This is a genomic window from Mesorhizobium sp. WSM4821 (assembly GCF_055901555.1).
Genome location: NZ_CM148371.1, coordinates 2,343,793 through 2,368,263, shown reverse-complemented (window position 1 = coordinate 2,368,263; position 24,471 = coordinate 2,343,793). Strand labels below are relative to the sequence as shown.

At 63.4% G+C, this 24,471-nt stretch carries 23 protein-coding genes; 10 read left to right on the top strand and 13 right to left on the bottom strand.

What is annotated here, in order from left to right; all coding sequences use genetic code 11:
- Positions 1-3: 3 nt before the first annotated feature.
- From AC0NID_RS11425 to AC0NID_RS11405, 5 genes are read left to right on the top strand one after another with little or no spacing between them, the layout of a single operon-like run.
- Complete coding sequence (locus AC0NID_RS11425) at positions 4-1,119, top strand: ABC transporter ATP-binding protein (protein ID WP_473454792.1); 1,116 nt, start codon at positions 4-6, stop codon at positions 1,117-1,119.
- 5 nt (positions 1,120-1,124) lie between these two features.
- A complete protein-coding gene (locus AC0NID_RS11420) occupies positions 1,125-2,639 on the top strand; it encodes a GMC oxidoreductase (RefSeq protein ID WP_473454793.1) in 1,515 nt (504 codons plus the stop codon).
- Complete coding sequence (locus AC0NID_RS11415) at positions 2,636-3,397, top strand: 3-ketoacyl-ACP reductase (protein WP_473454794.1); 762 nt, start codon at positions 2,636-2,638, stop codon at positions 3,395-3,397. The genes AC0NID_RS11420 and AC0NID_RS11415 overlap by 4 nt, the downstream gene beginning before the upstream one ends.
- Positions 3,398-3,409: 12 nt before the next feature.
- Complete coding sequence (locus tag AC0NID_RS11410; protein WP_473454795.1) at positions 3,410-5,038, top strand: GMC family oxidoreductase; 1,629 nt, start codon at positions 3,410-3,412, stop codon at positions 5,036-5,038.
- A gap of 17 nt (positions 5,039-5,055) precedes the next feature.
- Complete coding sequence (locus AC0NID_RS11405) at positions 5,056-5,370, top strand: Dabb family protein (RefSeq protein ID WP_473454796.1); 315 nt, start codon at positions 5,056-5,058, stop codon at positions 5,368-5,370.
- Here AC0NID_RS11405 and AC0NID_RS11400 read toward each other — a convergent pair whose 3' ends face one another.
- The 11 genes from AC0NID_RS11400 to AC0NID_RS11350 form a co-directional block, all read right to left on the bottom strand.
- Positions 5,371-6,216: an EamA family transporter gene (locus tag AC0NID_RS11400; protein WP_473454797.1), complete on the bottom strand. Its 846-nt coding sequence runs from the start codon at positions 6,214-6,216 to the stop codon at positions 5,371-5,373. It abuts the gene before it with no gap.
- A 7-nt stretch (positions 6,217-6,223) separates the two neighbouring features.
- The gene (locus tag AC0NID_RS11395) at positions 6,224-7,138 is read right to left on the bottom strand and encodes an endonuclease/exonuclease/phosphatase family protein (RefSeq protein WP_473454798.1); all 915 of its coding nucleotides are present in this window, start codon (positions 7,136-7,138) and stop codon (positions 6,224-6,226) included.
- A 284-nt stretch (positions 7,139-7,422) separates the two neighbouring features.
- Positions 7,423-8,487 (bottom strand): ABC transporter ATP-binding protein, encoded by a 1,065-nt coding sequence (locus AC0NID_RS11390; RefSeq protein ID WP_473454799.1) that lies wholly within the window; start codon positions 8,485-8,487, stop codon positions 7,423-7,425.
- A gap of 28 nt (positions 8,488-8,515) precedes the next feature.
- On the bottom strand, positions 8,516-9,307 hold the full coding sequence (locus AC0NID_RS11385; RefSeq protein ID WP_145720682.1) for an ABC transporter permease: 792 nt from the start codon (positions 9,305-9,307) through the stop codon (positions 8,516-8,518).
- Positions 9,304-10,293 (bottom strand): ABC transporter permease, encoded by a 990-nt coding sequence (locus AC0NID_RS11380; protein WP_473454800.1) that lies wholly within the window; start codon positions 10,291-10,293, stop codon positions 9,304-9,306. The genes AC0NID_RS11385 and AC0NID_RS11380 overlap by 4 nt, the downstream gene beginning before the upstream one ends.
- Positions 10,294-10,456: 163 nt before the next feature.
- A complete protein-coding gene (locus tag AC0NID_RS11375; RefSeq protein WP_473454801.1) occupies positions 10,457-11,563 on the bottom strand; it encodes an ABC transporter substrate-binding protein in 1,107 nt (368 codons plus the stop codon).
- Between the two features lie 242 nt (positions 11,564-11,805).
- The gene (locus AC0NID_RS11370) at positions 11,806-12,978 is read right to left on the bottom strand and encodes an iron-containing alcohol dehydrogenase (protein ID WP_473454802.1); all 1,173 of its coding nucleotides are present in this window, start codon (positions 12,976-12,978) and stop codon (positions 11,806-11,808) included.
- A gap of 17 nt (positions 12,979-12,995) precedes the next feature.
- A complete protein-coding gene (locus AC0NID_RS11365) occupies positions 12,996-14,384 on the bottom strand; it encodes an aldehyde dehydrogenase family protein (protein WP_473454803.1) in 1,389 nt (462 codons plus the stop codon).
- A 93-nt stretch (positions 14,385-14,477) separates the two neighbouring features.
- Positions 14,478-15,848, bottom strand: coding sequence for a glutamine synthetase family protein (locus AC0NID_RS11360; RefSeq protein ID WP_473454804.1), 1,371 nt, complete (start codon positions 15,846-15,848; stop codon positions 14,478-14,480).
- Positions 15,849-15,941: 93 nt separating this feature from the next.
- Positions 15,942-17,456: an amino acid permease gene (locus tag AC0NID_RS11355; RefSeq protein WP_473454805.1), complete on the bottom strand. Its 1,515-nt coding sequence runs from the start codon at positions 17,454-17,456 to the stop codon at positions 15,942-15,944.
- Positions 17,457-17,474: 18 nt separating this feature from the next.
- On the bottom strand, positions 17,475-18,296 hold the full coding sequence (locus tag AC0NID_RS11350; protein ID WP_473454806.1) for an N-formylglutamate amidohydrolase: 822 nt from the start codon (positions 18,294-18,296) through the stop codon (positions 17,475-17,477).
- A gap of 133 nt (positions 18,297-18,429) precedes the next feature.
- On the opposite strand from AC0NID_RS11350, the gene AC0NID_RS11345 reads away from it, so the two are divergent.
- Positions 18,430-19,257 (top strand): MurR/RpiR family transcriptional regulator, encoded by an 828-nt coding sequence (locus AC0NID_RS11345; RefSeq protein WP_473454807.1) that lies wholly within the window; start codon positions 18,430-18,432, stop codon positions 19,255-19,257.
- 222 nt (positions 19,258-19,479) lie between these two features.
- Here AC0NID_RS11345 and AC0NID_RS11340 read toward each other — a convergent pair whose 3' ends face one another.
- Both AC0NID_RS11340 and AC0NID_RS11335 read right to left on the bottom strand, forming a co-directional pair.
- On the bottom strand, positions 19,480-19,926 hold the full coding sequence (locus tag AC0NID_RS11340) for a DUF6766 family protein (RefSeq protein WP_473454808.1): 447 nt from the start codon (positions 19,924-19,926) through the stop codon (positions 19,480-19,482).
- Positions 19,913-20,422, bottom strand: coding sequence for a ferritin-like domain-containing protein (locus AC0NID_RS11335; RefSeq protein WP_473454809.1), 510 nt, complete (start codon positions 20,420-20,422; stop codon positions 19,913-19,915). Before AC0NID_RS11335 ends, AC0NID_RS11340 begins: the two co-directional genes overlap by 14 nt.
- A gap of 360 nt (positions 20,423-20,782) precedes the next feature.
- Here AC0NID_RS11335 and rpsU point away from each other — a divergent pair, with 360 nt between their 5' ends.
- The 4 genes from rpsU (at position 20,783) to AC0NID_RS11315 (ending at position 24,434) form a co-directional block, all read left to right on the top strand.
- Positions 20,783-21,049 carry a 30S ribosomal protein S21 gene (gene rpsU / locus AC0NID_RS11330; protein ID WP_023797519.1) on the top strand — a complete coding sequence of 89 codons (267 nt, stop codon included), beginning with the start codon at positions 20,783-20,785 and terminating at the stop codon, positions 21,047-21,049.
- Between the two features lie 151 nt (positions 21,050-21,200).
- Positions 21,201-22,046, top strand: coding sequence for a tetratricopeptide repeat protein (locus AC0NID_RS11325; RefSeq protein ID WP_473454810.1), 846 nt, complete (start codon positions 21,201-21,203; stop codon positions 22,044-22,046).
- A gap of 187 nt (positions 22,047-22,233) precedes the next feature.
- On the top strand, positions 22,234-22,707 hold the full coding sequence (locus tag AC0NID_RS11320) for a DUF992 domain-containing protein (RefSeq protein WP_473454811.1): 474 nt from the start codon (positions 22,234-22,236) through the stop codon (positions 22,705-22,707).
- A 290-nt stretch (positions 22,708-22,997) separates the two neighbouring features.
- Positions 22,998-24,434 (top strand): MFS transporter, encoded by a 1,437-nt coding sequence (locus AC0NID_RS11315; protein WP_473454812.1) that lies wholly within the window; start codon positions 22,998-23,000, stop codon positions 24,432-24,434.
- The last annotated feature ends 37 nt before the right edge of the window (positions 24,435-24,471 follow it).

Genomic DNA, 24,471 nt, shown 5'->3' with positions numbered 1-24,471 from the left:
CGGATGGCTTTTCTCGAAATTGCTGGGCTGAAGAAGCGGTTCGGATCGGTCGAGATCCTGAAGGGGATCGACGTCGAGCTTGAGAAAGGTGGCTTTCTCGTCCTGGTCGGCCCGTCCGGTTGCGGCAAGTCCACCTTGCTCAACACCATCGCCGGCCTGGAAACCATCACCGAAGGCGAAATCCGCGTCGACGGCCGCACGATCAACGATCTCCATCCTTCGAAACGCGACATCGCCATGGTGTTCCAGAGCTATGCGCTCTATCCCAACATGACGGTCGCCGGCAACATTGCCTTCGGCATGGAGATGCGCGGCGTGCCGGCTCAGGAACGCCAGAAGGCGATCGACAAGGTGGCGAAAGTGCTGCAGATCGGCCACCTCCTGCAGCGCAAGCCGAGCCAGCTTTCCGGCGGCCAGCGCCAGCGTGTCGCCATGGGTCGGGCGCTGGTGCGCGACCCCAAGCTGTTCCTGTTCGACGAACCTTTGTCCAATCTCGACGCCAAGCTGCGCGTCGACATGCGCATCGAGATCAAACGTCTGCACGCCACCACCGGCACCACCATCGTCTATGTCACCCATGACCAGATCGAGGCGATGACGCTGGCCACCAAGATCGCGGTGATGCGCGACGGCGAGGTGCAGCAGTTCGGCACGCCGGCCGAGATCTACAACAACCCGACCAATCTGTTCGTTGCCGACTTCATGGGCTCGCCGGCGATGAACCTGGTCCCGGCGACGATCGGCGGCAATGGCAATGCGCTTTCCGTGGTGCTCGAACGCGAGGCGCGCGAACCGATCTCGCTGCCGCTTCCCGATGCGCCGGCGGGTCTGTCGGCATTCCACGGCAAGTCGATCATTTTCGGTGTCCGCCCCGAGGCCCTGACCGATCCTGAAGGCGCCGAACGCAACGCGTCGAACATCGCCACCGCAGACTGTCACATAGAGGTCGTCGAGCCTGCCGGCTCCGACACCTTCGCGGTCACCAATCTCGGCGGCAAGGCCGTAGTGGCGCGCCTGCGCGCCGACGCCAACATCCAGCCGGGCACGGTAACGCCGCTCGCCTTCAACCTGACCAAGGCGGTGTTCTTCGATCCGGCGACCGAGAACCGTATCCTCTGACGGCCATGACAAACCCCGACATCGTCATCATCGGCTCCGGCATCGGCGGCGCCACGATCGCCTCCGGCTTTGCCGGTAGCGGCGCCTCGATCCTCATGCTGGAACGCGGCGAGCCGTTACCGGCAACGCCGCATACGCGCGACACGCGCGCCATCTTCGTCGATGGCCATTACCGGCCAAAGGAGATGTGGCGCGAGGCCGGCGGTGCCGCGTTCAATCCCGGCAACTACTACTATGTCGGCGGCAATTCGAAATTCTATGGCGCGGTGCTGATCCGCTACCGCAGGCAAGACTTTTCCGCCATGGAGCATTATGGCGGCATCTCGCCGGCCTGGCCGTTCTCCTATGACGAGTTCGAACCCTGGTACTCCAAGGCCGAGCAGCTTTTCCGCGTGCGCGGCATACTCGGCGAAGACCCGACCGAACCGTTCCACTCGACTCCTTATGCGTTCGGGCCGGTGCCGGACGAGCCGCCCATCGCCCGCGCCCGCGCCGAACTCAAGGGCCTCGGCCTCCACCCGGCATCGCTGCCGCTCGGTGTCGACATCGATGCCTGGTTGAAGGAAGGCAAGACAGGCTGGGACGCATTTCCTAACACCGGGGCCGGCAAAGTCGACGCCCAATCGGGCCCGCTGGCGGTTGCCCTTGCCGACACAAATATCCGGCTAGAGACCGGCGCCCACGTCGAATATCTGGAAGCGGCGGGCGACGGCAAAACCGTCGCCGCCGTCCATTACCGGCAGAATGGCACGCTGAAGAAAGTCACGCCGAAACTGGTCATCCTCGCGGCCGGCGCGGTGAATTCAGCGGTCATCCTGCTGCGCTCGCCTTCCCCCAACAGCAAGGGAGGCGGCAAAGGCCTCGCCAACCGCTCCGACCAGGTCGGCCGCAACTTCATGAACCACAATTCGAGCGCCATGCTGGCGATCGACCCGCGCCGCAGGAACGATGCCGTCTACCAAAAGACGCTGATGCTCAACGACTACTATCTGTCCGACGGCAAGGGCGGCAAGCCGCTCGGCAACGTCCAACTTCTGGGCAAGATCGACGGCAACATCCTGAGGGCCAACGTCAAGCTTGCACCCAGATTCGCGCTGGATTTCATGGCCGGCCACGCCGTCGACTGGTACCTGATGTGCGAGGACCTGCCCGATCCGGAAAGCCGCATCATGGTTGACGGCAAGGACATCGTCATGCAGTGGCGGCGCTCCAACATGCAGTCGCTCGACGGACTGACCAAGGTGATGCGCGAAAATTTCCGCGCCTGCGGCTATCCGATCGTCCTATCGCGGCCCTTCGACAAGCGCACGCCGTCGCACCAGTGCGGCACGGTGAAGATGGGCGGCGATCCGGCGACGTCGCCGCTCGATCCGTTCTGCCGCTCGTTCGACCATAAGAACTTGTTCGTCGTCGACGGGAGCTTTCTGCCGAACTCGGCCGCTGTGAACCCGGCCTTGTCGATCGCCGCGCAAGCACTGCGCGTCGCCGACCACATCCGCAAGACGGAGCTTGTCGCATGAGCCGCCCGGCAGCCATCGTCACCGGCGGCGCCCGCGGCATCGGGCTTGCCTGCGCCGAAGCGCTGGCCGATGCCGGTTTCGATATTCTCGTGGCGGACCTCGCCGACATTGCCGCCGACGGGCTTGCCGCCAACATCGCCGCCCGCGGCGCGAAATTCGTCTACCGCCGCAGTGACATAGCCGACCTCGACAGCCATGCAGCGCTGGTCGATGCCGCCATGCGCGCCTTCGGCCGCATCGATTGCCTGGTCAACAATGCCGGCATCGGCTCCGTCGTGCGAGGTGACCTGCTGGATCTCAAACCGGAAAATTTCGACCGGATCCTCGCCATCAATCTGCGCGGCACCGTGTTCCTCAGCCAGGCCGTTGCCAGGGCGATGCTTGCTGCGCCGGGCGATCACCCCAGGTCGATCATCACCATCACATCGGTCAGCGCCGAAATGGCCTCGCCGGAACGTGCAGACTATTGCATCTCCAAGGCCGGGCTTTCGATGTGGGTGAAGACCCTTGCGCTCCGGCTTGCTCCCGAAAATATCGGTGTGTTCGAGGTGCGGCCGGGCATCATCCGCACCGACATGACATCAGGCGTGACTGCCAAATACGACGCGCTGATCGGCGGCGCGCTGGTGCCGGCCATGCGCTGGGGCGAAGCCGCCGATGTCGGCGCCGCCGTCGCCGCACTCGCTGGCGGCAAGCTCGGCTTTTCGACCGGCTCGATCATCAATGTCGACGGCGCGCTGTCGGTGCCAAGACTGTGAACAGGTGACGCCATGACCGACTACATCATCGTTGGCGCTGGCCCGGCCGGCTGCGTCCTGGCCAACCGGCTGAGCGAAGACCCGTCGCACCAGGTGCTGCTGCTCGAGGCTGGCGGCAAGGACTGGCATCCACTGATCCATATGCCGGCCGGCTTCGCCAAGATGACCAAGGGCATCGCCTCCTGGGGCTGGTCGACCGTGTCGCAGAAGCACATGAAGGACCGCACCTTCTGGTACACGCAGGCCAAGGTCATCGGCGGCGGCTCTTCCATCAACGCCCAGATCTACACGCGCGGCAATGCCCGGGACTACGACGCCTGGGAGAAGGAAGAGGGCCTTGCCGGCTGGGGCTATCGCGACGTGCTGCCCTATTTCAAGCGGGCCGAGAACAACCAGCGCTACGCCAACGATTTTCACGGCGACCAGGGCCCGCTCGGCGTCTCGAATCCGATTGCGCCGCTGCCGATCTGCGAGGCCTATTTCCGCGCCGGCCAGGAGATGGGCATCCCCTTCAACTCGGACTTCAACGGGGTAGCCCAAGAAGGCGTCGGCTACTATCAGCTAACGCAGAAGGATGCCAGGCGCTCCTCCGCCTCGGTTGCCTATCTCAGGCCGATCCGCGAACGCAAGAACCTGACCGTCAGGACAAATGTGCTAGTGACGCGTATCGTCATCGAGAAGGGCCGCGCCGTCGGTGTCGAGACCGTCGACAGGCCGGGCGGCCAGCCGACGATCCTGCGTGCCGAGCGCGAGGTGATCGTCTCGTCCGGCGCCATCGGCTCGCCGAAGCTGTTGATGCAGTCGGGCATCGGCCCGGGCGACCATCTGAAGTCGGTCGGCGTGACGCCGGTGCACGATCTGCCCGGTGTCGGCTCCAACCTGCAGGACCATCTCGACCTGTTCGTCATTGCCGAATGCACCGGCGACCACACCTATGACAACTACGCCAAACTGCACCGGACGGTTTTGGCCGGCCTGCAATATCTGCTGCTGAAAAAGGGACCGGTCGCCTCCAGCCTGTTCGAAACCGGCGGCTTCTGGTACGCCGACCCGACCGCTGCTTCGCCCGACATCCAGTTCCACCTCGGGCTCGGTTCCGGTATCGAGGCCGGCGTCGAAAAACTCAGGAATCCGGGCGTGACGCTGAACTCGGCTTTCCTGCGTCCGCGCTCGCGCGGCACGGTGCGGCTGAACAGCGCCGACCCGGTCGACCGCCCGCTGATCGATCCGAATTACTGGTCCGACCCCTACGACCGCGATATGTCGATCAAGGGGCTGAGGCTGGCGCGCGAGATCATGCGGCAGAAGGCGCTTGCGTCCTACGTGCTGCGCGAGGTGCTGCCGGGGCCGACACTCACCAGCGACGACGAACTGTTCGACTATGCCTGCCGCAGTTCCAAGACTGACCACCACCCTGTCGGCACCTGCCGCATGGGTCATGACGCGATGAGCGTGGTGACGCCCGACCTCCGGCTGCGCGGCATCGAGGGCCTGCGCGTCTGCGATGCCTCGGTGATGCCGCGCATCCCCTCCTCCAACACCAATGCGCCGACCATCATGGTCGGCGAAAAAGGTGCTGACCTGATCCTTGGCCGCGAGCCGCCGCCGCCGGCCGTATTCTCAGGCAACCGCGCAGCATAGAGAGAATAAAGAGAAAAATGATCAGGCACTGTGTTTTTGGCAGATTCCGCGGCGATGTCGACGGCACCGAGCGTGCGGCGATCCATGCCGACCTCGAGGCACTGCGGCGGGTGGTCGACGGCATGGGCAAGGTCGAGTTCAGTGCCGACACCAGCCCGGAACCGTTCGCCCGCGGTTTTACGCACGGCTTCACCATCGACTTCCGCGATGTCGCCGCGCGCGACGCCTATCTTGTCCACGACGATCACAGCCGAGCTGGCGCCCGGCTGGTCGCTGCGCTTGAAGGCGGCACGGACGGGCTGATGGTGTTCGATCTGGAGATAGGCGTTTAGCTATCCCAGCCTCAGCGCGATAACGCCGGCAACGATGCTGAGCACGGCGGCACCCCGCCAGGTCGTCATCTTCTCGCCGAGCGCAAACACCGAAATCATCATGGCGAACAGGATCGAGGTTTCGCGCAGCGCCGCGACCGAGGCGATCGGCGCCTTGGTCATCGCCCACATCACGATCCAGTAGGCAGCGCCGCTGAGCACGCCGGTGTACACGCCCGCCTTCCAGTCGCGCGCCAGCACCGGCAGCGCTTGTGGCCCGCGGAAAATCAGGCACAGCACCAGCGCCCACAGCGCATCGCAAACGAACAGCCACGCGGCATAGCTCGAGGCCGTCGCGGCCAGCCGCGCACCGCTGCCGTCGGACAGCGTGTAGCTCGCGATGAAGATCGAGGTGCCCAGCGCGAAGCCGACCGCACGCAGGTTCAGCCGCTCCAGATGCGCGCCGCCGCGAAACGACAGCACCAGCGTGCCGGCCGACAACAGAACGATGCCGAGAACGGCGAGCGGCGCCGGAACTTCGGCGACGACCGCCATGCCGCCAACTGCCGCAAGCAGCGGCGCGGTGCCGCGCGCCAGCGGATAGGTCTGGGCGAAATCGCCGGCCTTGTAGGCGCCGATCAGAAACGTCCTGTAACCCATGTGAAAGATCACCGAGGCGATGATGTACGGCCACACTTCCGCTTTCGGCACCTCGACGAAAGGCAGCGCCAGAAGCGCCACTGCGCCCATGCCGAGCGTCATCAGCGTGATCGACAGGAAGCGGTCGAGATGGACCTTGACCAGCGCGTTCCAGATCGCGTGCATGGCCGCGGCAGCAAGCACCGCGAAGAAGACGAACAAGGTCATCGGCGGCTCATGCGCCTCCGATCCCCGTCGCGAACGGTGTTTCCAGGTCGATGTCGACCCGCAGCGGAAAATGGTCGGAGGCGATTTCGCCGATATCGGCGCTGACCGAGCGCACGCGTCCCGCCAACATGCCGCCGACGAAGCAATGGTCGAGCCGTCGCTCCGTCAGCCTGCCGTCGATCGTCTTCACATGGGTGTGGAAATCCGACGTCGGTTCGCCGGCGACGGCGGCGGCATCGACAAAACCGTCGAGATAGGCAGCGCCTCGATGATAGGGCGTGCTGCCGACAATGCGCCGGTACTCAGTGCTGCCCGGCTCCATGTTGAAATCGCCCATCCAGATCGCCGCCAGCGGGTTTTCCGGCTCCGGCTCGCCATTGCTCCAGTTGCGCATTGGCTCATCGTCGGCGCCGCTCCACGGGCCGCCGTCGATTGGTGCCCGGCGATGTTCGGCGAGCAGGTAGTCGATCTGCTCCAGCCGCTCCTCGGCCGCGATATGCGCGAGATGCAGCGACAGCACCCGCACCGGACCGGCAGGCGTGCGGACCATGCATTCGAGCGCCGCGTTGCGGGTGTTGAGCGGACGCAACGTGCGGCGCAGCGGCAGCGTGTGCAGGCGCGACCAGACGATCGGCAACTTCGACAGCACCATGGTGCCGAATTGCCGCCGCCGGTTGATGATGCGGCCGTTATGCCGCTCGCTGGCGTCCATGTCGAAGGCGGGGCCGTAGACGCAATAGTACTCGGGCAGCAGCCGCGAAAGGATGTCCGGCTGGTCGTCCTCATTGGTCCGCTTCCAGTGCCGTTCCACTTCCTGCAACGCGATGATGTCGGCGCCGGCGACAATCTTGGCGCTGCGCGCGAGATCATAGCGGCCGTCGCCGCCGAACCCGTACTGGATGTTGTAGCTGACGAGCTTCATTACTTATCCGGCTCAATTTCATGTTGGCAGTAGCGGTTCGGTGATGGCCTTGCAATGACCGCGACGTCGGCGCCGCGACAGCGCCGTCAGCGCCACGGCGATCAGCAGGAGAACGAGCTCGAAAAAGCGCTATGCCTTGTCGTAGCGGCGGGACAAGACGATTGGCAGTGGGAAAGAGGGCGTCTCGGATCGTTCACGGCTTTGGCGCCGGTGAATGGTGATTTCAGAGAAACTCAGCGCACAAATGCTTTCTTACCATTCACTGTTCACTATTCACTATTTCCCTAATGCAGCACCAGCATGTCGCCCGACGAGAAGGAAATCTCCGCCTTTTCACCGACGGCAGGCGGCGGGGTCGCCGGGCTGTTGAACGTATCGAGCGACACCGTGCTGCCGCCGATGCCGACGCGGACCCGGATGACCGAGCCGAGGAAATGCACCTCGGCGATCTCGCCCGAAAGGCTGGAGTCGCGGCCGGGATGGCGGCCGAGCGAAATCGCCTCGGGCCGCAGCGCCAGCGACAGCGTGTCGCCGGACTTGGAGCCGTTGAGCTTTCCCTTGAGCGAGACCTCTTGCGCGTTGACACGCACCTTGCCCGATGCCGCGTCGGTGACGGTGCCTTCGAGCACGTTCAGGGTGCCGACGAAATTGGCGACGAATTTGGTTGCCGGCCGGTTGTAGATCTCGAACGGCGTGCCGACCTGCTCGGCCTTGCCGCCATACATGACGGCGATGCGGTCGGAGATCGACAGCGCCTCTTCCTGGTCGTGAGTGACGAAGATGGTGGTGATGCCGAGCTTCTTCTGGATCGAGCGGATTTCCTCGCGCAGCGACACGCGCACCTTGGCATCGAGCGCCGACAGCGGCTCGTCGAGCAAAAGCAGCTTCGGCTTCGGTGCAATCGCCCGCGCCAGCGCGATACGCTGCTGCTGACCGCCGGAGAGCTGATAGGGATAGCGGTCGCCCATCTGCGGCAGCTTGATGAGGTCGAGCATCTCGGCCACGCGCCTGTCGGCATCGGCCTTGGGCATGCCCGCGACCTTCAGCCCGAAGGCGATGTTCTGCGCCACGGTCAGATTCGGAAACAGCGCATAGGCCTGAAACACCATGCCGACGTTGCGCTGGTTGGGCTTGAGCCGGGTGATGTCCTTGCCGGCCACCACGATCTTGCCGGCACTCGGCTCCTCGAAGCCGGCGACCATGCGCAGCACCGTCGTCTTGCCGCAGCCCGATGGCCCGAGGAAGGAGACGAATTCGCCCGGCTCGACATCGAGGTTGAAATCCTGGACCACGGTGGTGGCACCGAAGGATTTTTGCACCTGCTGGATGGAGAGAAATGGCTCGGCCATGGCTTTTCTTTCGGTCAGTACTTTTCGATCAGTTTGGGCGGTTCGCCGATCGCGGCGCAAAGCGCGACAGGATCTGGATCAGCGACATGCAGCCCCAGGTTATGGCGAAGGCAATGATGGCAAGCGCCGCCGGCTCATAGGCGCGATTGGCGCCGATGTTCTGCAGATACGGGCCGAAGGCCGGTCGATTGAGCAGGCTGGCCATGGTGAATTCGCCGATGACGATGGCGAAGGTGAGAAAGGCGCCCGACAGCACCGCGATCAGCACGTTAGGCAGGATGACACGGGTGATGATCGTGCCCCATCCGGCGCCGAGGATCTGCGCCGCCTCCGTCAGCGTGCGTACGTCGATGGTGCGAAGCCCGGTGTCGACGGCGCGGTACATATAGGGCAGCGCCAGCGTCGCATAGCCGATGACCAGCAACGCGTCGGTGCCCCTACCGCTCGCCAGGAACGGCAGCGGCGAGCTCGATCCGTACATTCTGATGTAGCCGAAGACGATGACGATGGCCGGGATAACCAGCGGCAGCAGCGTGATGAACTCGACGACCGGCCTCAGTTGCGGCAGCCGCAGCCGGATCCAGTAGGCGGTGGGCACGACGATCAGCACGCCCAGGATGATGGTGAAGACGGCGGCGAGCACGGAATAGCCGAAGGTCGCCTGGAAGCGGGGGTCGCCGAGCACGACCTTGTAGGCATCGAGGGAATAGACGCCGCGCCGCATGCGCATCGAGAATTCGACGGTCGCGATGAGCGGAATGAAGAAATAGGCCGCGCCCAGCGCGAAGACAACCCAGGCCCAGAAACGTCCGCTCTTCATTTGAGCCACCTTTCGCTGCGCGTCCGGAACCAGATGTAGAAGACGTTGGCGAGGCCGGTGATGACGATCATGCCGAAGGCAATGGCATAGCCGAGATGCGGGTTGTGCAGCACGTCGCCGCGGATCTGCGCGTAGAGCACGATGGGAATGATGTTGAGCGACGAGCCGGTCAGCGCATAGGCGGTGGCGATGGCGCCGAACGCATTGGCGAACAGCAGGATGACGGTGCCGAGAAAGCTCGGCCAGATCACCGGGATGACCACCATGCGCCAGTATTGCGCGGTGGTGGCGCCAAGCGTGGCGGCGGCTTCGCCCCATTCCTTCTTCAGCCCGTCGATCGCCGGCGTTATGATGACCACCATCAGCGGGATCTGGAAATAGACGTAGGTGAGCGTCAGGCCCCAGAAGGACAGGATGTTGAAGCCGTGGGCATAGATGTTGAGGCCGAACACGGTGTTCAGGATCACCGTGACGAGGCCGAGCCGGCCGAGCGTGGCAAGGAAGGCGAAGGCCAGCGGCACGCCGGCGAAATTGGAAGCCACGCCGGAGAAGGTCAATGTCGCCGAGCGTATCCAGGTCGGCAGGCCGCCGCGCACGATAGCAATGGCAATGGCCAGGCCGGCAAATGCGCCGATAAGCGACGAGGCAAGGCTGATCTTGATCGATATCCAGTAGGCGGCAAGGATAGTGGGCAGCCGGCAGTTTCCGTCGGCCCAGGAGGTCCAGGAATCATATTGGCACTGGACATAGTTCGACAAATTGGGCGGGTCGAAAATACCGACGATGTTGTCGAAGGTGAACGCTCCGGCAGCATTCTGGAAGGCGCCGAGCACCAGATAGAGCGTCGGCAGGATCAGGAACATGATGGCGAAGATGAAGAATGGCGCCACGCCCAGCCACTGCGTCGGCAGGCGAAACGCGCGCGCCTCGCTGGGCGGCGCCGTCTTCCCGGCAATTGCGTCATCGGAAAGCGAGAGATCGGTCATGCGCCGGCTACCGTCTTGTCGTATCAGCCCGAAAATCGAATTCGATTTTCGGAAAGCACGATGCGAAAATTTGAGTTCTAGAGCTACTTTGTGCGTCCAAGTGGACGCACGTCGCTCTAGTTGAATACCGGGCGGCCGTGAAGCCGCCCGGTGGCTTTCAATCCTACTGAACGTTGGCGCCGACGACGGCGTCCCAGTTCTTGGTGATGGCTTCCTTGGCCTTGCCCTGCTCGTCGAGCGTCGGGAACACCGCGGCCTCATAGGACGCGGCCGGCGGCAACTTGGCCAGCACGTCCTCCGGGATCTTGCCGTTCTTGGCGAGATCGTTGAACCGGATCGGATGGCAATAGCCCTTCAGCCAGCCGATCTGGCCTTCGTCGGAATAGAGATATTCCAGCCAGAGCTTGGCGGCGTTCGGGTGCGGCGCGAAGGCGCTGATCGCCTGCACGTAGACGCCGGCGACGACACCGGTCTTCGGCACGACGACGTCGACCGGCGGGTTGCCGTTCAGCGTGTCGCGACCGGCAAGAGCATTGTAGTCCCAGTTGATCAGGATTGGCGTCTGACCCTGTGCAAGCGTCGCCGGCTTGCCGATGACCGGCACGAAATTGCCGGCGGCATTGAGCTTCTTGAAGAATTCGAGGCCGGCGGTACCTGCGGCCTCACCGGCTGCCGCACCGCTCGAAAGGCCGGCGGCATAGACTGCCTGGATGGCCTGGTTCGAGGCGCGGGGGTCGCCGGCGAGGGCGACGGCATTGGCATATTCCGGCTTGAGAAGATCGGCCCAATCGGCCGGCACTTCCTTGACCAGATCCTTGTTCACCATCATCGCCAGCACGCCGTAATAGTCGCCGGTCCAGTAGCCTTCGGCATCCTTGGCGCTGTCGGGGATCGAGTCCCAGGTGGACACCTTGTAGGGCATCAACAGGCCATCGGCCTTGGCGGTCGGGCCGAAAGACAGGCCGACGTCGATGACATCAGGCGCCTGCGGGCCCTTATTGTCCTTGTTGGCCTTGATCGCCTCGATCTCGTCGCCGGAACCGGCATCGGGGTTGAGCTCGTTGATGGTGATTTCCGGATACTTCGCCTTGAAGCCCTCGATGACAGCGCCATAGCCGCACCAGTCATGCGGCAGCGCGATGGTGGTGAGCTGGCCTTCCGCCTTGGCGGCGGCGACCAGTTCATCCATGGACTGGGCCGACGAGATGGCAGAGGTCGCCATCAGGGCGACGGCCGAAAGGGAAAGCACTTTTCCCGTGAATTTGAACATGTGTTCTCTCCGTTGAACTGACGCCGTTGGACGCCTGCGATGCGGTATCGTTTTCGTGTGACAGTCGGATGAAAACTTTGTGAAACCGGCGCCCGCAGTGCGAAAAAGTAAACTCTTTTTAACCGGCTGTAGCAATCGCTCCGCGATTCTTTTTCCGGCTAATGAATTTCTGTCGTGCCTGCCATCCTTTCCCCCTTTCTTTGTCCTCATTTCCCAGATCAATTTCCGGCGCGAAAACCGTCTCAGACGGTGCCGGCGATGGCATTTTCGAGCAGCGTCAGCGCCGCCTTCCTGGTCAGCTTGACCGGGTTGCCGCCGGCGGTCGGATCGACCACAGCCATGTCGGCGATCAGGCTCTTGCGTTTCTTGTCCATGTCGAGCCCCTTGATCAGGCCCGGCAGCGCATGCGGCACCTTCAACTCCTTGCGCAGCTTGATGACCGCCCTGGCAAACCCGTCGAAGCCGCCCTTAATGCCGCAATAGGCGGCGAGCCGGGCTATGCGCTCCTCGATGGCGTCGCGGTTGAAGGCCAGCACATAAGGCATGAAAACGGCGTTGGTCATGCCGTGATGGGTATCGTAGAGCGCGCCGATCGGATGCGACAGCGAGTGGATGGCGCCCAGCCCCTTCTGGAAGGCGGCCGCCCCCATCGCGGCCGCACTCATCATGTGAGCGCGCGCGACGAGGTCCTTGCCGTTGGCATAGGCTTTCGGCAGGTTTTCGAAGACGAGCCGCACGCCTTCGACAGCGATGCCGTCGGCCATCGGATGATAGCCCGGCGCGCAATAGGCTTCGAGGCAGTGAGCAAGCGCGTCCATGCCGGTGCCGGCGGTGATGAAGCCCGGCATGCCGACCGACAATTCCGGATCGGCGATGACGATCGCCGGCAAAAGTTTCGGGTGGAAGATGACCTTCTTGGTGTGGGTCTCTTCATTGGTGATGACGCCGGCGCGGCCGACCTCGGAGCCGGTGCCGGCCGTGGTCGGCACGGCGACGATCGGTGCGATCGCGTCTGAATTGGCGCGCGTCCACCAGTCGCCGACATCCTCGAAATCCCAGACCGGCCTGACCTGGCCGGCCTGGAAGGCGATCAGCTTGCCGAGATCGAGCGCCGAGCCGCCGCCGAAGGCGATGACGCCGTCATGCTTACCCTTCTTGAACACCGCGATGCCTGCGGTCAGGTTGGAGTCCACCGGGTTCGGCTTCACCTCGGAAAACACGCCGTAGGGCACCTTGGCGTCGTCGAGGATCTTCAGTGTCGAGGCGACGACCGGCAGCTTCGCCAGTCCCGGATCGGTGACGAATAGCGGCCGCTTGATGCCGGTGGCACCAAGCACATCAGGCAATTCCTTGATGCGCCCCGCGCCGAAGCGCACGGTCGTCGGGTAGTTCCATTTGGAAATGAGTTTTGACATTTTGTTCTTTCGGAAAATCAGGTCGTTTCGCGCAGATGATATGATTTCGGCCTCGTCAGATTGTCGTAGCCGATGGCCGACAGGGCGGCGCCCTTGCCGGTGTCCTTGACACCGGTCCAGACCAGCGCCGGATCGAGATAATCGCAGCGGTTCATGAACACGGTGCCGGTCTCGACGCGGTCGCCGATCGCCACCGCATGCTCGGTGTCTCCAGTCCAGATCGAGGCCGTCAGCCCGTAGGGGCTGTCGTTCATCAGGGCGATCGCCTCCTCGTCGTTGCGCACCTTCATGATGCCGACGATCGGCCCAAAACTCTCCTCGCGCATGACGCTCATCTGGTGGTCGACCCCGGTCAGCACTTCCGGCGCCAGATAGGGCGAGCCTTGCTCGTCGTTGGCAACCTTCATGTTGATGTGCGCCTTGGCGCCCTTGCGCAGCGCCTCGGCCTTCTGCTCGCGGATCATGTCGGCAAAGCGCGCCTGCGCCATCGGCCCCATCGTCGTCGCCTGGTCGAGCGGATTGCCGACGACATAGTTCTTCGTTTCGGCGATGAAGCCTTCGACGAATTCGTCATAGACCTTCTCGTGCACATAGACGCGCTCGATGCCGCAGCAGCACTGGCCGGAATTGTAGAAGGCGCCGTCGACCAGATTGGCGACGGCGTGATCCATCTTGGCATCGGCCAGGACATAGGCCGGGTCCTTGCCGCCGAGCTCGAGGCCGAGCGTCATGAAGGTTCCAGCCGCGGCCTTCTCGATGGCGCGGCCGCCGGCAACCGAGCCGGTGAAGTTGACATGGTCGATCTTGCCCGAGCCGAGCAGCTTCTCTGTCTGTGCATGGTTCATGACGAGGTTCTGGAACAGGCCTTTTGCCAGGCCGGCTTTGTCGAAAGCCTGATGAAAGCGTTCGCCGACCAGCAACGTCTGCGCCGCGTGCTTGAGAATGACGGCGCTACCGGCCATCAGCGCCGGCACGATGGTGTTGACGGCGGTGAGATAGGGATAGTTCCACGGCGCGATCACCATGACGACGCCGAGCGGCACCTTCTTCACATAGCGGCGAAACCCGTCCTTGGGATTGGACGCCATCACCGGCTTGAGGGCCGCCTCCGCGATCTCGACCATGTAGCTGGTGCGTTCCTTGACGCCGCCGAACTCGCCGCCATAACGCACCGGGCGGCCCATCTGCCAGGCGATCTCCGGCACGATTTCGTCGCTCATGGCGACCAGCGCTTCCAGCATGGCCAGCATGTACTTGCCGCGCTCGACGACCGGCGTCTCAGCCCATTTCTCCTGCGCCGCCCGGGCGCGCTCGACCGCGGCATTGATCGCCTGGTCCGTGGCGAGCGGCCGCTCGGCATAGATCGAACCATCGACGGGGGAGTTTATTTTGACCGTTTCGGCCATTCCTTGAGTCCTCGCACTTTATGAAAATCCTGGTCTTGATGCCGCCCGCCATCCAGATGATGGCACCAAAGATTGAAGGGCGACTGATGTAGTTCAATACCGCTCGAACCCCCTGTGCAGTTCCCAATCCGTAATGCGGCGGTCGTATTCGAACTGCTCCCAGCGGGCCGTGTGGACATAGTGTTCGAGCACGTCCTCGCCGAACGCCTGCTTCAGCATCTTCGACTTCGCCAGCGTCTCTGTCGCGTCGCGCAAGGTCTTCGGGATTTCCGGCAGGCGCGACGCCTGATAGGCGTCACCAACGAAGGGCTTTTGCAGTTCGAGCTTTTCATCGATGCCGGCAAGGCCGGCCGCGATCAGGGCCGCGAATGCGAGGTAGGGGTTGAGGTCGGCGCCGCCGATGCGGCACTCCATGCGGATGCCCTTGGTGCCCTCGCCGCACAGGCGGAAGCCGGCGGTGCGGTTGTCCTCGCTCCACATGATCTTGGTCGGCGCGAAGGTGCCGGCCTGGAAGCGCTTGTAGGAGTTGATGTAGGGCGCCAGGAACCAGGTGAATTCCCTGGCGTATTTGAGCTGGCCCGCCGCCCATTTCTGGCCGAGCGTCGACAGCGTCCATTCGGTATTCTTGTCATAAAAAAGCGGCGTCTTGCCGTCGGCGCTCCACAGCGAATTGTGGATGTGGCTGGAATTGCCGGCGAGTCCGTAATTGTACTTGGCCATGAACGAGATCGCTTTGCCTTCGGACTCGGCGATTTCCTTGGCGCCGTTCTTCAGGATGACGTGGCGGTCGGCCATGTCGAGCGCCTCGGCATAGCGCACATTGATTTCTTCCTGGCCCGGACCCCATTCGCCCTTGGAGTTCTCGATCGGAATGCCGGCCGCCTCCATCTCGTTGCGCAACCGGCGCATGACGCCTTCTTCCTTGGTGGTGATGCCGATCTGGTAGTCGCCGATATAGGGCGAAGCGGTATCGAGGCCCTGCCAGTGCTTCTTGCGGGCGGAATCGTAGGTCTCGCTGAACAGGTAGAATTCGAGTTCGGAAGCGAAATAGCCGATATAGCCACGTTCGCTCAGCCGCTTGACCTGCTTCTTCAGCATGGCGCGCGGCGAATGCGGCAGGTCGTCATGGGTGTGGTGGTCGAGCACGTCGCAGATCACCAGCGCCGTCTTCTCCAACCACGGAATGCGCCGCAGCGTCGACATATCGGGCTTCATGACGAAATCGCCATAGCCCTTCGACCAGCTCGCCGCCTTGTAGCCGGGCACCGGTTCCATATCGATGTCGGCGGCCAGCAGATAGTTGCAGCCATGCGTCTCGTCATGGGCGGAATCGACGAAATACCGGGCCAGGAATCGCTTTCCCGCGAGCCGGCCCTGCAAGTCGACGATGCAGGCCAGCACCGTGTCGACCTCGCCGCTGGAGACCGCCTTCTTCAACTGATCGAACGAGAAATTTCCGGCCATTCCTTCACGCTCCGCCGCCTTATGGCGCTTCGAGAGTTCAAATCTGGACCCGGCCGCGGGGAGCGGCCGGGTGTTTTTGGGGTCCGAGACAGGTCAGGCTTTCTGCGCGTGCTCCAGCGCGAACTCTTCTTCCGGCGACAGGATCAGCTTGTGACGGCCGATCAGTCCGAAATAGACGATCGCGATGGCGAACCACAGCGCCACCCACACCACGCCCTTGGTGAAGTTCGGGTCCTGAATCTGATAGAGCAGAGTGACCACGCCGATGATGATCGTCAGCACGGCGCCCGGGATGCCGAGCGGGCTGCGATAGGGACGGTCCATGTTCGGCTGGTTCCGGCGCAGCATGATGAAGGACACCGCCTGCAGGATGTAGGAGAACATGGCGCCGAACACTGCCATGTTCAGCAACACCGAGCCGATGAGCGAACCGGCCGTATCGCCGCCAAGTGCGAACCACATGATCAGCATGATGCCTAGGCCGACGATAGCGCCCGCGAACATCGCCACATGCGGCGTCTTGTGGGATTTGTGGGTTACCGAGAGCGCGGACGGGAAATAGCCCGCCCGGCTCAGCGAATAGACTTGGCGGCCCATGGCGAAAATGATGGTGTGGAAGCTGGCGATCAACCCAATCAGCGCGATGAGGCCAAGCAGCACTGCGCCCGAGTCGCCATAGATCGCCCGGAACCCGTCAAGCAAAGGTTCGCCGGACGTGGCGAGCTTGAAGGAGCCCACTCCGACGACCGACGGGTTGAGCAGCACGATCATGAAGGCCGAGACCATCAGCGTCAGAATGCCGGCAATAATGCCGCGCGGCATGTCGCGCTTGGGGTCGACCGATTCTTCCGCCGCCAGGGGAAGCTGCTCGATCGCCAGGAACAGCCAAACCGCGAAGGGCAGCGTCGCCAGCACGCCCGAGAAGCCAAACGGGAACATCGAGCCGTTTCCTTCGGGGAGTTCCATCGCCGCTCCGTCCGGGCCGACGCCGATGTTCAGCGCCCAGCGCGAAAAATCCATGCTTGGGATGGCGCTGATCCAGAATATGATCAGAACGGCAAGCGACAGCAGCGTGACGATCAGTGTGACGCGGAAGGACAGCGCGACGCCGAAAACATTCAACGCCAGGAACAGGACATAGGTCACCAGCCACCACATTGGCGGCCAGACGCTGGAGTCGGGAAAGGCGACCGACCAGATGCCTCCCATGTAGGAGCCAATGAAGAAGGCGATGACAGCGGGCGTCACGACATACTCGACGTTTTCGCAAAGCCCGGTGATGAAGCCGCCCCATGGCCCCATGGCCGTCCGGGCGAAGGAGTATGCAGCGCCGGTGTGCGGCAAAGCCGGGCTCATCTCGGCGATCGAGAAGACGAGGCCGACATACATGATGGCGATGATGATGCCGGCCACCAGCATGCCGCCCCAGCCGCCTGTCCCGAAACCGAAATTCCAGCCCGAGAAATGTCCGGATATGACGGCGCCGACCCCGAGCGCCCACAGATGCCAGACATTGGCATGACGCACGAGTTGTCGGTCTTCGAAATAGGATTTGTCGCGCTTCGCATAGGCGACGCTGCCGACTTGCTTCGTATCACCGCTAGCCATTGGAAAGTCCCCTTCTTGTCAGTTGACCGGTACCACCGGATGGCCGAGCCCGCGCCGGCCAGATCCCTGGGATCCGGATGATGGCTCGAGATCGGAAAAAATGCCCGTGAGCAGATCCGCCCATTTCCGCTGCCCGGCTTCGTCGGATATTTCGTCGTTGCGGATTTCGATCATCGCGCAGGCAAGGCCGCGCGAGCGCGCATGGCGTTCCAGCGTGAAATAGACGCGGTCGGCCGGCGAATAGGGTTCGTTGCTACCGACATTGATGCCTGCGAGCCGCTTCAGCGCGGCAATCAGCGGAGCCGCCAACCGGCGATCCTCGTCGTGGATGATGCCGATGTGCCAGGGCCGGCTCTTGCCCTTGTAGACCGGCGTGAAGGAATGGACGGACACCAGACGGGTCTCCACTCCGCGCGCCAGCCTCTTGTCGACGATCTGCTCGACCGCGTCATGAAAGGGCTGCCACGACAAGGCGATGCGCGCGGCGCGCTGCTTTTCCGTCAGCCCGGCATTCCCGGGAACGGAAGTGGTTTCGCTGATCGCCGATATCAGGTCTGGCGCGTCGAGCGGCCGGTTGCAGTCGATGACAAGGCGCGAAATGCGGGTCTCTACCAGCACCGCGTCGAGTGCCTCGGCCATGCGGCGGGCGACCGGCAGCGCGCCAGGATCCCAGGCGATGTGGCGGGAAAGCTCTTCGTTGGCAAGGCCGAGCGTTCCGAATTCCGGCGGCAGGAAGTTGGTGGCGTGGTCGCAGGTCAGCACGAATGGGCTTGATCCGCCCGGGTTCGTCACCCTCACGGCTTCAGGCGATGCAAGGCTGGCGGGCCGTGCTGTCTCCATTGTCTGCAGTCCCCGGGGAGCGCTGTATCGTATGTTACGTATTTTGCCTCATTGCGTCCCTGTGGATGATTTCATACACTTTGTCAGGTTTTGTCAAATGCGATTTCGGCAAAACAGCCAGGGGTGGGGGAAGATGATATCCAGCATCGCCGAACTGATCTCGGACCGCATCGGCACGATGCCGGCAGGCGAGCGGCGCGCCGCACAGACGCTGATCGCCAACTACCCTCTGATCGGCCTGAAAACGGTCGCCGAATTTTCAGCTGCAGCCGGCGTCTCCTCGCCGACGATCCTGCGTTTCGTCGCCCGGCTCGGCTTCCAGAACTACCCGGAATTCCAGTCGACGCTGCAGGACGAACTGGCGGCGCAATTGCAGTCGCCGGCCTCACGGACCCTCAATCCTCCATCGCCGAGCGGCGGCGCGGTATCGCCGATGCTGGAAGCGACGCTCGAAAACATGCGCGAGACGTTCAGGCACCTGTCCGACAAGCAGCTTGCCGATATCGCCGCGAAGCTTGCCGATCGGCGCGGCAAGACGTTCCTGATCGGCGGCCGCTTCACCGACCCTCTGGCGCGCTACATGGCCGCCCACCTCGCCATCGTCCAGCCCAATGTTTTTCACCTGGCCGGACAGGAGAGCATCTGGCGCGACCGGCTGATCGACATGGGCAAGCACGACGTGCTGGTGATCTTCGACATCAGGCGGTACCAGGACAGCCTTGTCCGCTTTGCCGAAACGGCGCATCAGCGCGGCGTGCAGATCGTGCTGTTCACCGACCAGTGGCTGTCGCCGATCGCCCGCTTCGCCCGCCATGTCATCGCCGGACGCACCGCCGTGCCCTCGGCCTGGGACTCCTCGGCGGCCCTTTTCGTCGTTGCCGAAACCCTGATCGGCGCCGTCACCCGGGAGCTCGAGGCTGACAGCGCCAAACGCATCCGCGAACTGGATAGCCTGCGGTAGGAGCGACGCGGCCTGAACTCGACCGTAGGATCGCTTTTCGTGCCGGAGAAGGCTGGGACCTGCGGCTGGTCGGTCAGCCCGCCTGCGCGGCCAAACGGCTGGAACCATTCGGCCCGGCTGTAGTTCCCTTAGCGAAGAACGGGACCGCCGAGCGAGCGTCGCAGCGCGGCGGTGCACCCTCGACCAGCCGCAGCAATGATCGGCTCCGGCTGGGTGCTGGGGTCATTTCGTCCGGTGGGCGTGCTGCTCGTCAGTGTGGCGGCCGTTATACTGCAAGTCCAGCTTGCGAATCGCCTCCTCGCCTTTCTTCGGATCGACCAGCGTGAGAAGCGCATCGATCTTGGCCTCCATCCGGTCGGTACCCTCCTTGGATTGTGGCGAGCCGACGAAGAGCAGGAACGCCAGGCCACCCACCTGCCAGAGCAGCTGCAGGAATTCCGATTGCCAGTTCTCGAGCGTGTCGCGGCTTATCTCGATCAGATAGCCGCCGAATTCGGGCGGCTGGCCGAGCGCTCGCTGCTCATCGAGATAGGCGAACCAGCCGAAAACCCAGTGGCCGACAAGCGAGATCATGAAAAAGCCGAGGGTAATCCAGGCATAGCTGTAAGCCCGCCAGACAGAAGGCGGTTTTCCATTGCCCGCCGGCCTGCTGTCCTCACCGCTTGGCATTGTCGCTGTCCGATCCCGAGCGAACCAGGAACTGCTCTGTCGTGGCGGGCAGCCTGTCTTTCAGCCACTCGGCCATCGCCTCCTCCTCATGAAGACTTTGTTCGCAGGCCCGAACGACCTCTGTTTGGCCGAGAGATTCAGCGGCTGCGATGAGAATCGTGTAGGAGGCGATCTCCATATGCTCGAAGGTGTAGCTCGCCAGTGAGCCTTTCATCACCTCGTCGCCAGCGAAGACGCCGCTTAACGACTGCGCCATCGCCAACAGCTTGCCGCCGGCGTCTTTCAGCGGGGATGTTTCTTCGCCCAGCCCCTCCAGGCAGGTCCTGAGGCGCACGGCTTGCCCCTTCGTCTCGTCGACGTGCAGGCGGATGCGCTCACTTAGCTCGGGATAGCTCTCCAGCCGACTCAGCTGGCCGTTCAGCATGGTCTCGGCCTGCTCCTCCATCGCATGCGCGTCCCTTAGCCACTGGACGAGCCATTCTCGGGCGTCTGACATCGGTTTTCTCCTGTGCTTGGTTCGCGGCAACAACCATTGGGGAACAAGGTTGGTTCCTCGTCGAAGCCAGGCGAGCCGTTTTGCCGGATTATCGGCGCGGCAGAACCCCGCCCGAGAAAGCAGACAGACTGCCCGAGCTCTCGATCAACAATTGCTTTTTGACGGCAGTTATGCTATTGATTTGCATACGGTGCTGATTTGCGCCGACGACCCGCCATCAGGCGGGTTTTTCGTTTCGGCAGTGGACAAAGCGGCATGATTCTGCTATCAGCCGCCGCAATTCGTGGTGTAGCCCACTGCGGAGGCTGGTGGCTATGGCCGCTTGCCTGTTGATATCAAACCCGAAAGACAGGATTGCCCGTGCAGGTACTCGTCCGCGATAACAATGTTGACCAGGCGCTTCGCGCGCTCAAGAAAAAGATGCAGCGCGAAGGCATCTTCCGCGAAATGAAGATGCGTGGACATTACGAGAAGCCTTCCGAGAAGCGCGCGCGTGAGAAGGCGGAAGCCGTGCGCCGCGCCCGCAAGCTGGCCCGCAAGCGCGCCCAGCGCGAAGGCCTGCTGCCGATGACGCCGCGCCCGGTGGCGGCCGGCGCTGCTGGTGCTCCGCGTCCACCGCGGTTCTGACGCCAATTTTTCGTCCTTTTCGAAGGATACCCAGGGTGGCGCGATGCGTAATCGCCGCCACCTTTTTGTTTTGAATTCGACCTGGTTCGGGGAGGCCGGCTCGGAGAGGGAACAGACCTGACGGCGCGGCGGCAGTGAGGACAGAGCAGACATGAACTTGACAAGCCTGGAGCGCAGAACCCCAATGCGCGGCTTCGCCCTGACGGCAGCCCTGCTTTCTGGCCTGGCGCTTGCCGGCTGCCAGACAGCCCCGACCGCCGGATTCAACAATATCGACAAGGCACAAGGATCGGTCGAGAACATTTCCTCGCTATCGGCCGTGATCCAGCGCAGCCCCCAGGATCCGGAAGGCTACAACGTGCGCGGCTCGGCCTATGGCCGCGGAGGCCAGTATCAGGCGGCGCTCAAGGACTTCGACACCGCCATCCAGCTCAATCCGAATTTCTACCAGGCCTATTCGAACCGCGCTCTCATCCATCGCTTCCTCGGCGACCAGGCGGCCGCGCTTGCCGACTACAACCACTCGATCCAGATCAATTCCAACTATGACGCCGCGTATATCGGCCGTGGCAATCTCTACCGAAGGGCCGGCCGCACCCAGGAAGCATTCAACGATTTTCAGAAGGCGATCCAGCTCGACACGACAGATGCCCGCGCCTACCACAATCGCGGCCTGATCTATCAGAGCCAGGGCCAGCATGCCTTCGCCATTGAGGATTTCTCGACCGCCATCTCCCTGGCGCCGGACGCCGCCGAGCCCTACAATGGCCGCGGACTTTCCTACCTCGCCACGAACGACGAGGACAACGCCTTCGCCGACATCAACATGGCGATCAAGCTCGACGGCAAGAACGCCGAGGCCTGGTCCAATCAGGCGCTGATCTACGAGCGGCGCGGCGACAAGGTCAAGGCGGCTAAATCCTACCGCGAGGCCGTGCGCCTCAACCCCACCTACCAGCCGGCCAAGGACGGCCTGGCGCGCACCGGCGCCGGCTGACCGGCGGCGGCGTCCGGCCTGATATGGCAGGCCTGCCGCCGTAATGGAACGGGCGTGCTTCAAGTTTGTCCGAGGGCATGCTTCTGGGCGACATGCGTTAACACTCGCCTTGATCGCGCCAAGTTTTCGGCGGAACGCTCGCGACGCTTAGCCGTTGTTCAAGGCAATTCCGCGAAAGGACCCTCCCATGATCAAGAAACTCGCCTGCGCCGCCGGCCTCGCCGCCACGGTGCTCGCCGCCCCTGCCAGCGCCGGCAGGCTTCAGCTCGGCGTGCTCGACTGCACCGTCGACGGCGGCATCGGCTATATCGTGACGTCCAACAAAGGCGTGACCTGCACCTTTCGCCCCCACCATGGCGGCCCACCCGAAGCCTATACCGGGGTCATTTCCAAGCTTGGCGTCGACGTCGGCAAGACGCATCAGGGCGAATTGATATGGGCGGTTCTGGCGGCCACCGGCAACCGTGCTTCCGGCGATCTTGCCGGCAGCTATTACGGCGTCAACGCCGAGGCCAGCGTGGTGACCGGCGGCGGCGCCAACCTTCTGGTCGGCGGATTGAACAGCGCCTTTTCGCTGCAGCCTCTCAACGTACAGGCGCAGACCGGCGTCAACCTGGCGGTCGCCGTCACTTCGCTTGAGCTGATCCACTCGTACAAATAAGCGGCATAGCATGGCTCTGAGCGCGGCGCGGAACAGGATCGTTCCGCGCCGCATGATTTTTTGAAGACGCCATGCCAAGGACGATCCATCGCTGCCGCCAGCATCGGCGCCGGCGCCAATCTTCGATCACCTCACACTTGATGGGCATCCTCGGCCCACCCGCAAAAACCGCTTGAGCTCAACTGCGGTTGAGGTCCTACAAGCCGTTCCCGAAGCGCCGCGCGTCCATTTGGATGCGAAGAGCGCTTCACCATTTTTGAATCGGCGTGTAGGAAAGTTCGGAGGGCGGGATGACCGAGACCAGCACAAACAGGGTCGACTGGCGGGCGCTGTGGGCAAGCGGCGATCTGGCGCGCTTCTGCTTCATCAGCCTTGGCATCCTGCTGCACGCCACCAACGAGACGATGGTGGCGACGGTGATGCCGGCCATGGTCGGCGAACTCGCCGGTGTACAGCTGGTCGGCTGGTCGCTGGCGATCTACGAACTCGGCGCCATCGTCGCCGGTGCCGCCGCTGGACGGCTGGTGAGCTATGTCGCGCTACGCACCAACATGGTGGTGGCCGCCCTGCTCTATGCGGCCGGTGCCCTGGTCTGCGCCATCGCGCCCTCCATGCCGCTGTTCCTGGCGGGGCGCCTGATCGAGGGGCTTGGCGGCGGCGCGCTGGTGTCGCTGGCCTTCGTCTCGGTCGAGCGGCTGTTTCCGCGCATCATCTGGCCGCAGCTTTTCGGCGTCATGTCGGCGATCTGGGGCGTTGCCGCCTTCAGCGGGCCGGTGCTGGGTGCGTTGATGACCGAGCTGCTCTCCTGGCGCTGGGCTTTCGGCATCTTCACGCTCGGCGGCACGTCCATGGCGCTGGCGAGCTTCATCGTGCTTGACACACCCGAGGCGACCAGGCCGCGCTCGATCGCTGTGGTCGCGCCGCCCTTCCCCTTTGCCGCGCTCGGCTGCCTTGCCGTCAGCGTCGTGCTGATCGCCACCGCCGGTGTCGACATTGCGCTGCTGCGCTCGTCCCTGCTGCTCACCCTCGGACTGGCGGGCCTCGCGCTGTTCATCCGCATCGACGCGCTGAAGCCGGGCTCGCGACTGTTCCCGTCGCGGCTGTTCTCATGGCGTTCGCCGGTCGGCGCAGGCATGACCATGGTCGCTGCCTTTTCGGTGGCGACCTGTTCCTTCGCCGTGTACGGACCGCTGCTGCTGACCAGCCTGCACGGCATTCCGATCCTGACCACCGGCTACATCATCGCCGCAGAATCGATCGCCTGGTCGATCCTGTCGATCCTCGTCGCCAATGCCCCGCCGGAGCGCGAGAGGCTAATCATCACCGGCGGCGCGCTGATGATCGCGACGGGCATCGCCGGTTTCGCCTATGCGGTGCCGGTGGGGTCCATTCCGCTGATCGTGTTTTGCGCCTTGCTGCAAGGTGGCGGCTTCGGCATTGCCTGGCCCTTCGTCACGCGCGTGATCGTGGCATCGGCCAGGGACGACGAGCAGACGATCGCCTCCGCCGCCGTGCCGACGATGCAGCGCATCGGCTATGCGGTGGGCGCAGCACTGACCGGCATCGTCGCCAACGCCAGCGGCTTCTCCGAAGGCCTGAACCGAGAAGCGGCGGCAAATGTCGCCGCCTGGGTGTTTCTCGCCTTCGTGCCGCTCGGGATTGTCGGGTGCCTCGCCGCCCTCAGGATCTCTGGGCCGGCAGCACGGCCTCAGGAGGCGATCGGCTAATGTATGCCGCGCAAAAGTGTGCAGCGGGTTTTGCGAT

Coding starts and splice junctions, on each gene's coding strand:
- AC0NID_RS11425 (WP_473454792.1), top strand. CDS start 4: ATGGCTTTTCTCGAAATTGCTGGGCTGAAGAAGCGGTTCGGATCGGTC.
- AC0NID_RS11420 (WP_473454793.1), top strand. CDS start 1,125: ATGACAAACCCCGACATCGTCATCATCGGCTCCGGCATCGGCGGCGCC.
- AC0NID_RS11415 (WP_473454794.1), top strand. CDS start 2,636: ATGAGCCGCCCGGCAGCCATCGTCACCGGCGGCGCCCGCGGCATCGGG.
- AC0NID_RS11410 (WP_473454795.1), top strand. CDS start 3,410: ATGACCGACTACATCATCGTTGGCGCTGGCCCGGCCGGCTGCGTCCTG.
- AC0NID_RS11405 (WP_473454796.1), top strand. CDS start 5,056: ATGATCAGGCACTGTGTTTTTGGCAGATTCCGCGGCGATGTCGACGGC.
- AC0NID_RS11400 (WP_473454797.1), bottom strand. CDS start 6,216: ATGACCTTGTTCGTCTTCTTCGCGGTGCTTGCTGCCGCGGCCATGCAC.
- AC0NID_RS11395 (WP_473454798.1), bottom strand. CDS start 7,138: ATGAAGCTCGTCAGCTACAACATCCAGTACGGGTTCGGCGGCGACGGC.
- AC0NID_RS11390 (WP_473454799.1), bottom strand. CDS start 8,487: ATGGCCGAGCCATTTCTCTCCATCCAGCAGGTGCAAAAATCCTTCGGT.
- AC0NID_RS11385 (WP_145720682.1), bottom strand. CDS start 9,307: ATGAAGAGCGGACGTTTCTGGGCCTGGGTTGTCTTCGCGCTGGGCGCG.
- AC0NID_RS11380 (WP_473454800.1), bottom strand. CDS start 10,293: ATGACCGATCTCTCGCTTTCCGATGACGCAATTGCCGGGAAGACGGCG.
- AC0NID_RS11375 (WP_473454801.1), bottom strand. CDS start 11,563: ATGTTCAAATTCACGGGAAAAGTGCTTTCCCTTTCGGCCGTCGCCCTG.
- AC0NID_RS11370 (WP_473454802.1), bottom strand. CDS start 12,978: ATGTCAAAACTCATTTCCAAATGGAACTACCCGACGACCGTGCGCTTC.
- AC0NID_RS11365 (WP_473454803.1), bottom strand. CDS start 14,384: ATGGCCGAAACGGTCAAAATAAACTCCCCCGTCGATGGTTCGATCTAT.
- AC0NID_RS11360 (WP_473454804.1), bottom strand. CDS start 15,848: ATGGCCGGAAATTTCTCGTTCGATCAGTTGAAGAAGGCGGTCTCCAGC.
- AC0NID_RS11355 (WP_473454805.1), bottom strand. CDS start 17,456: ATGGCTAGCGGTGATACGAAGCAAGTCGGCAGCGTCGCCTATGCGAAG.
- AC0NID_RS11350 (WP_473454806.1), bottom strand. CDS start 18,296: ATGGAGACAGCACGGCCCGCCAGCCTTGCATCGCCTGAAGCCGTGAGG.
- AC0NID_RS11345 (WP_473454807.1), top strand. CDS start 18,430: ATGATATCCAGCATCGCCGAACTGATCTCGGACCGCATCGGCACGATG.
- AC0NID_RS11340 (WP_473454808.1), bottom strand. CDS start 19,926: ATGCCAAGCGGTGAGGACAGCAGGCCGGCGGGCAATGGAAAACCGCCT.
- AC0NID_RS11335 (WP_473454809.1), bottom strand. CDS start 20,422: ATGTCAGACGCCCGAGAATGGCTCGTCCAGTGGCTAAGGGACGCGCAT.
- AC0NID_RS11325 (WP_473454810.1), top strand. CDS start 21,201: ATGAACTTGACAAGCCTGGAGCGCAGAACCCCAATGCGCGGCTTCGCC.
- AC0NID_RS11320 (WP_473454811.1), top strand. CDS start 22,234: ATGATCAAGAAACTCGCCTGCGCCGCCGGCCTCGCCGCCACGGTGCTC.
- AC0NID_RS11315 (WP_473454812.1), top strand. CDS start 22,998: ATGACCGAGACCAGCACAAACAGGGTCGACTGGCGGGCGCTGTGGGCA.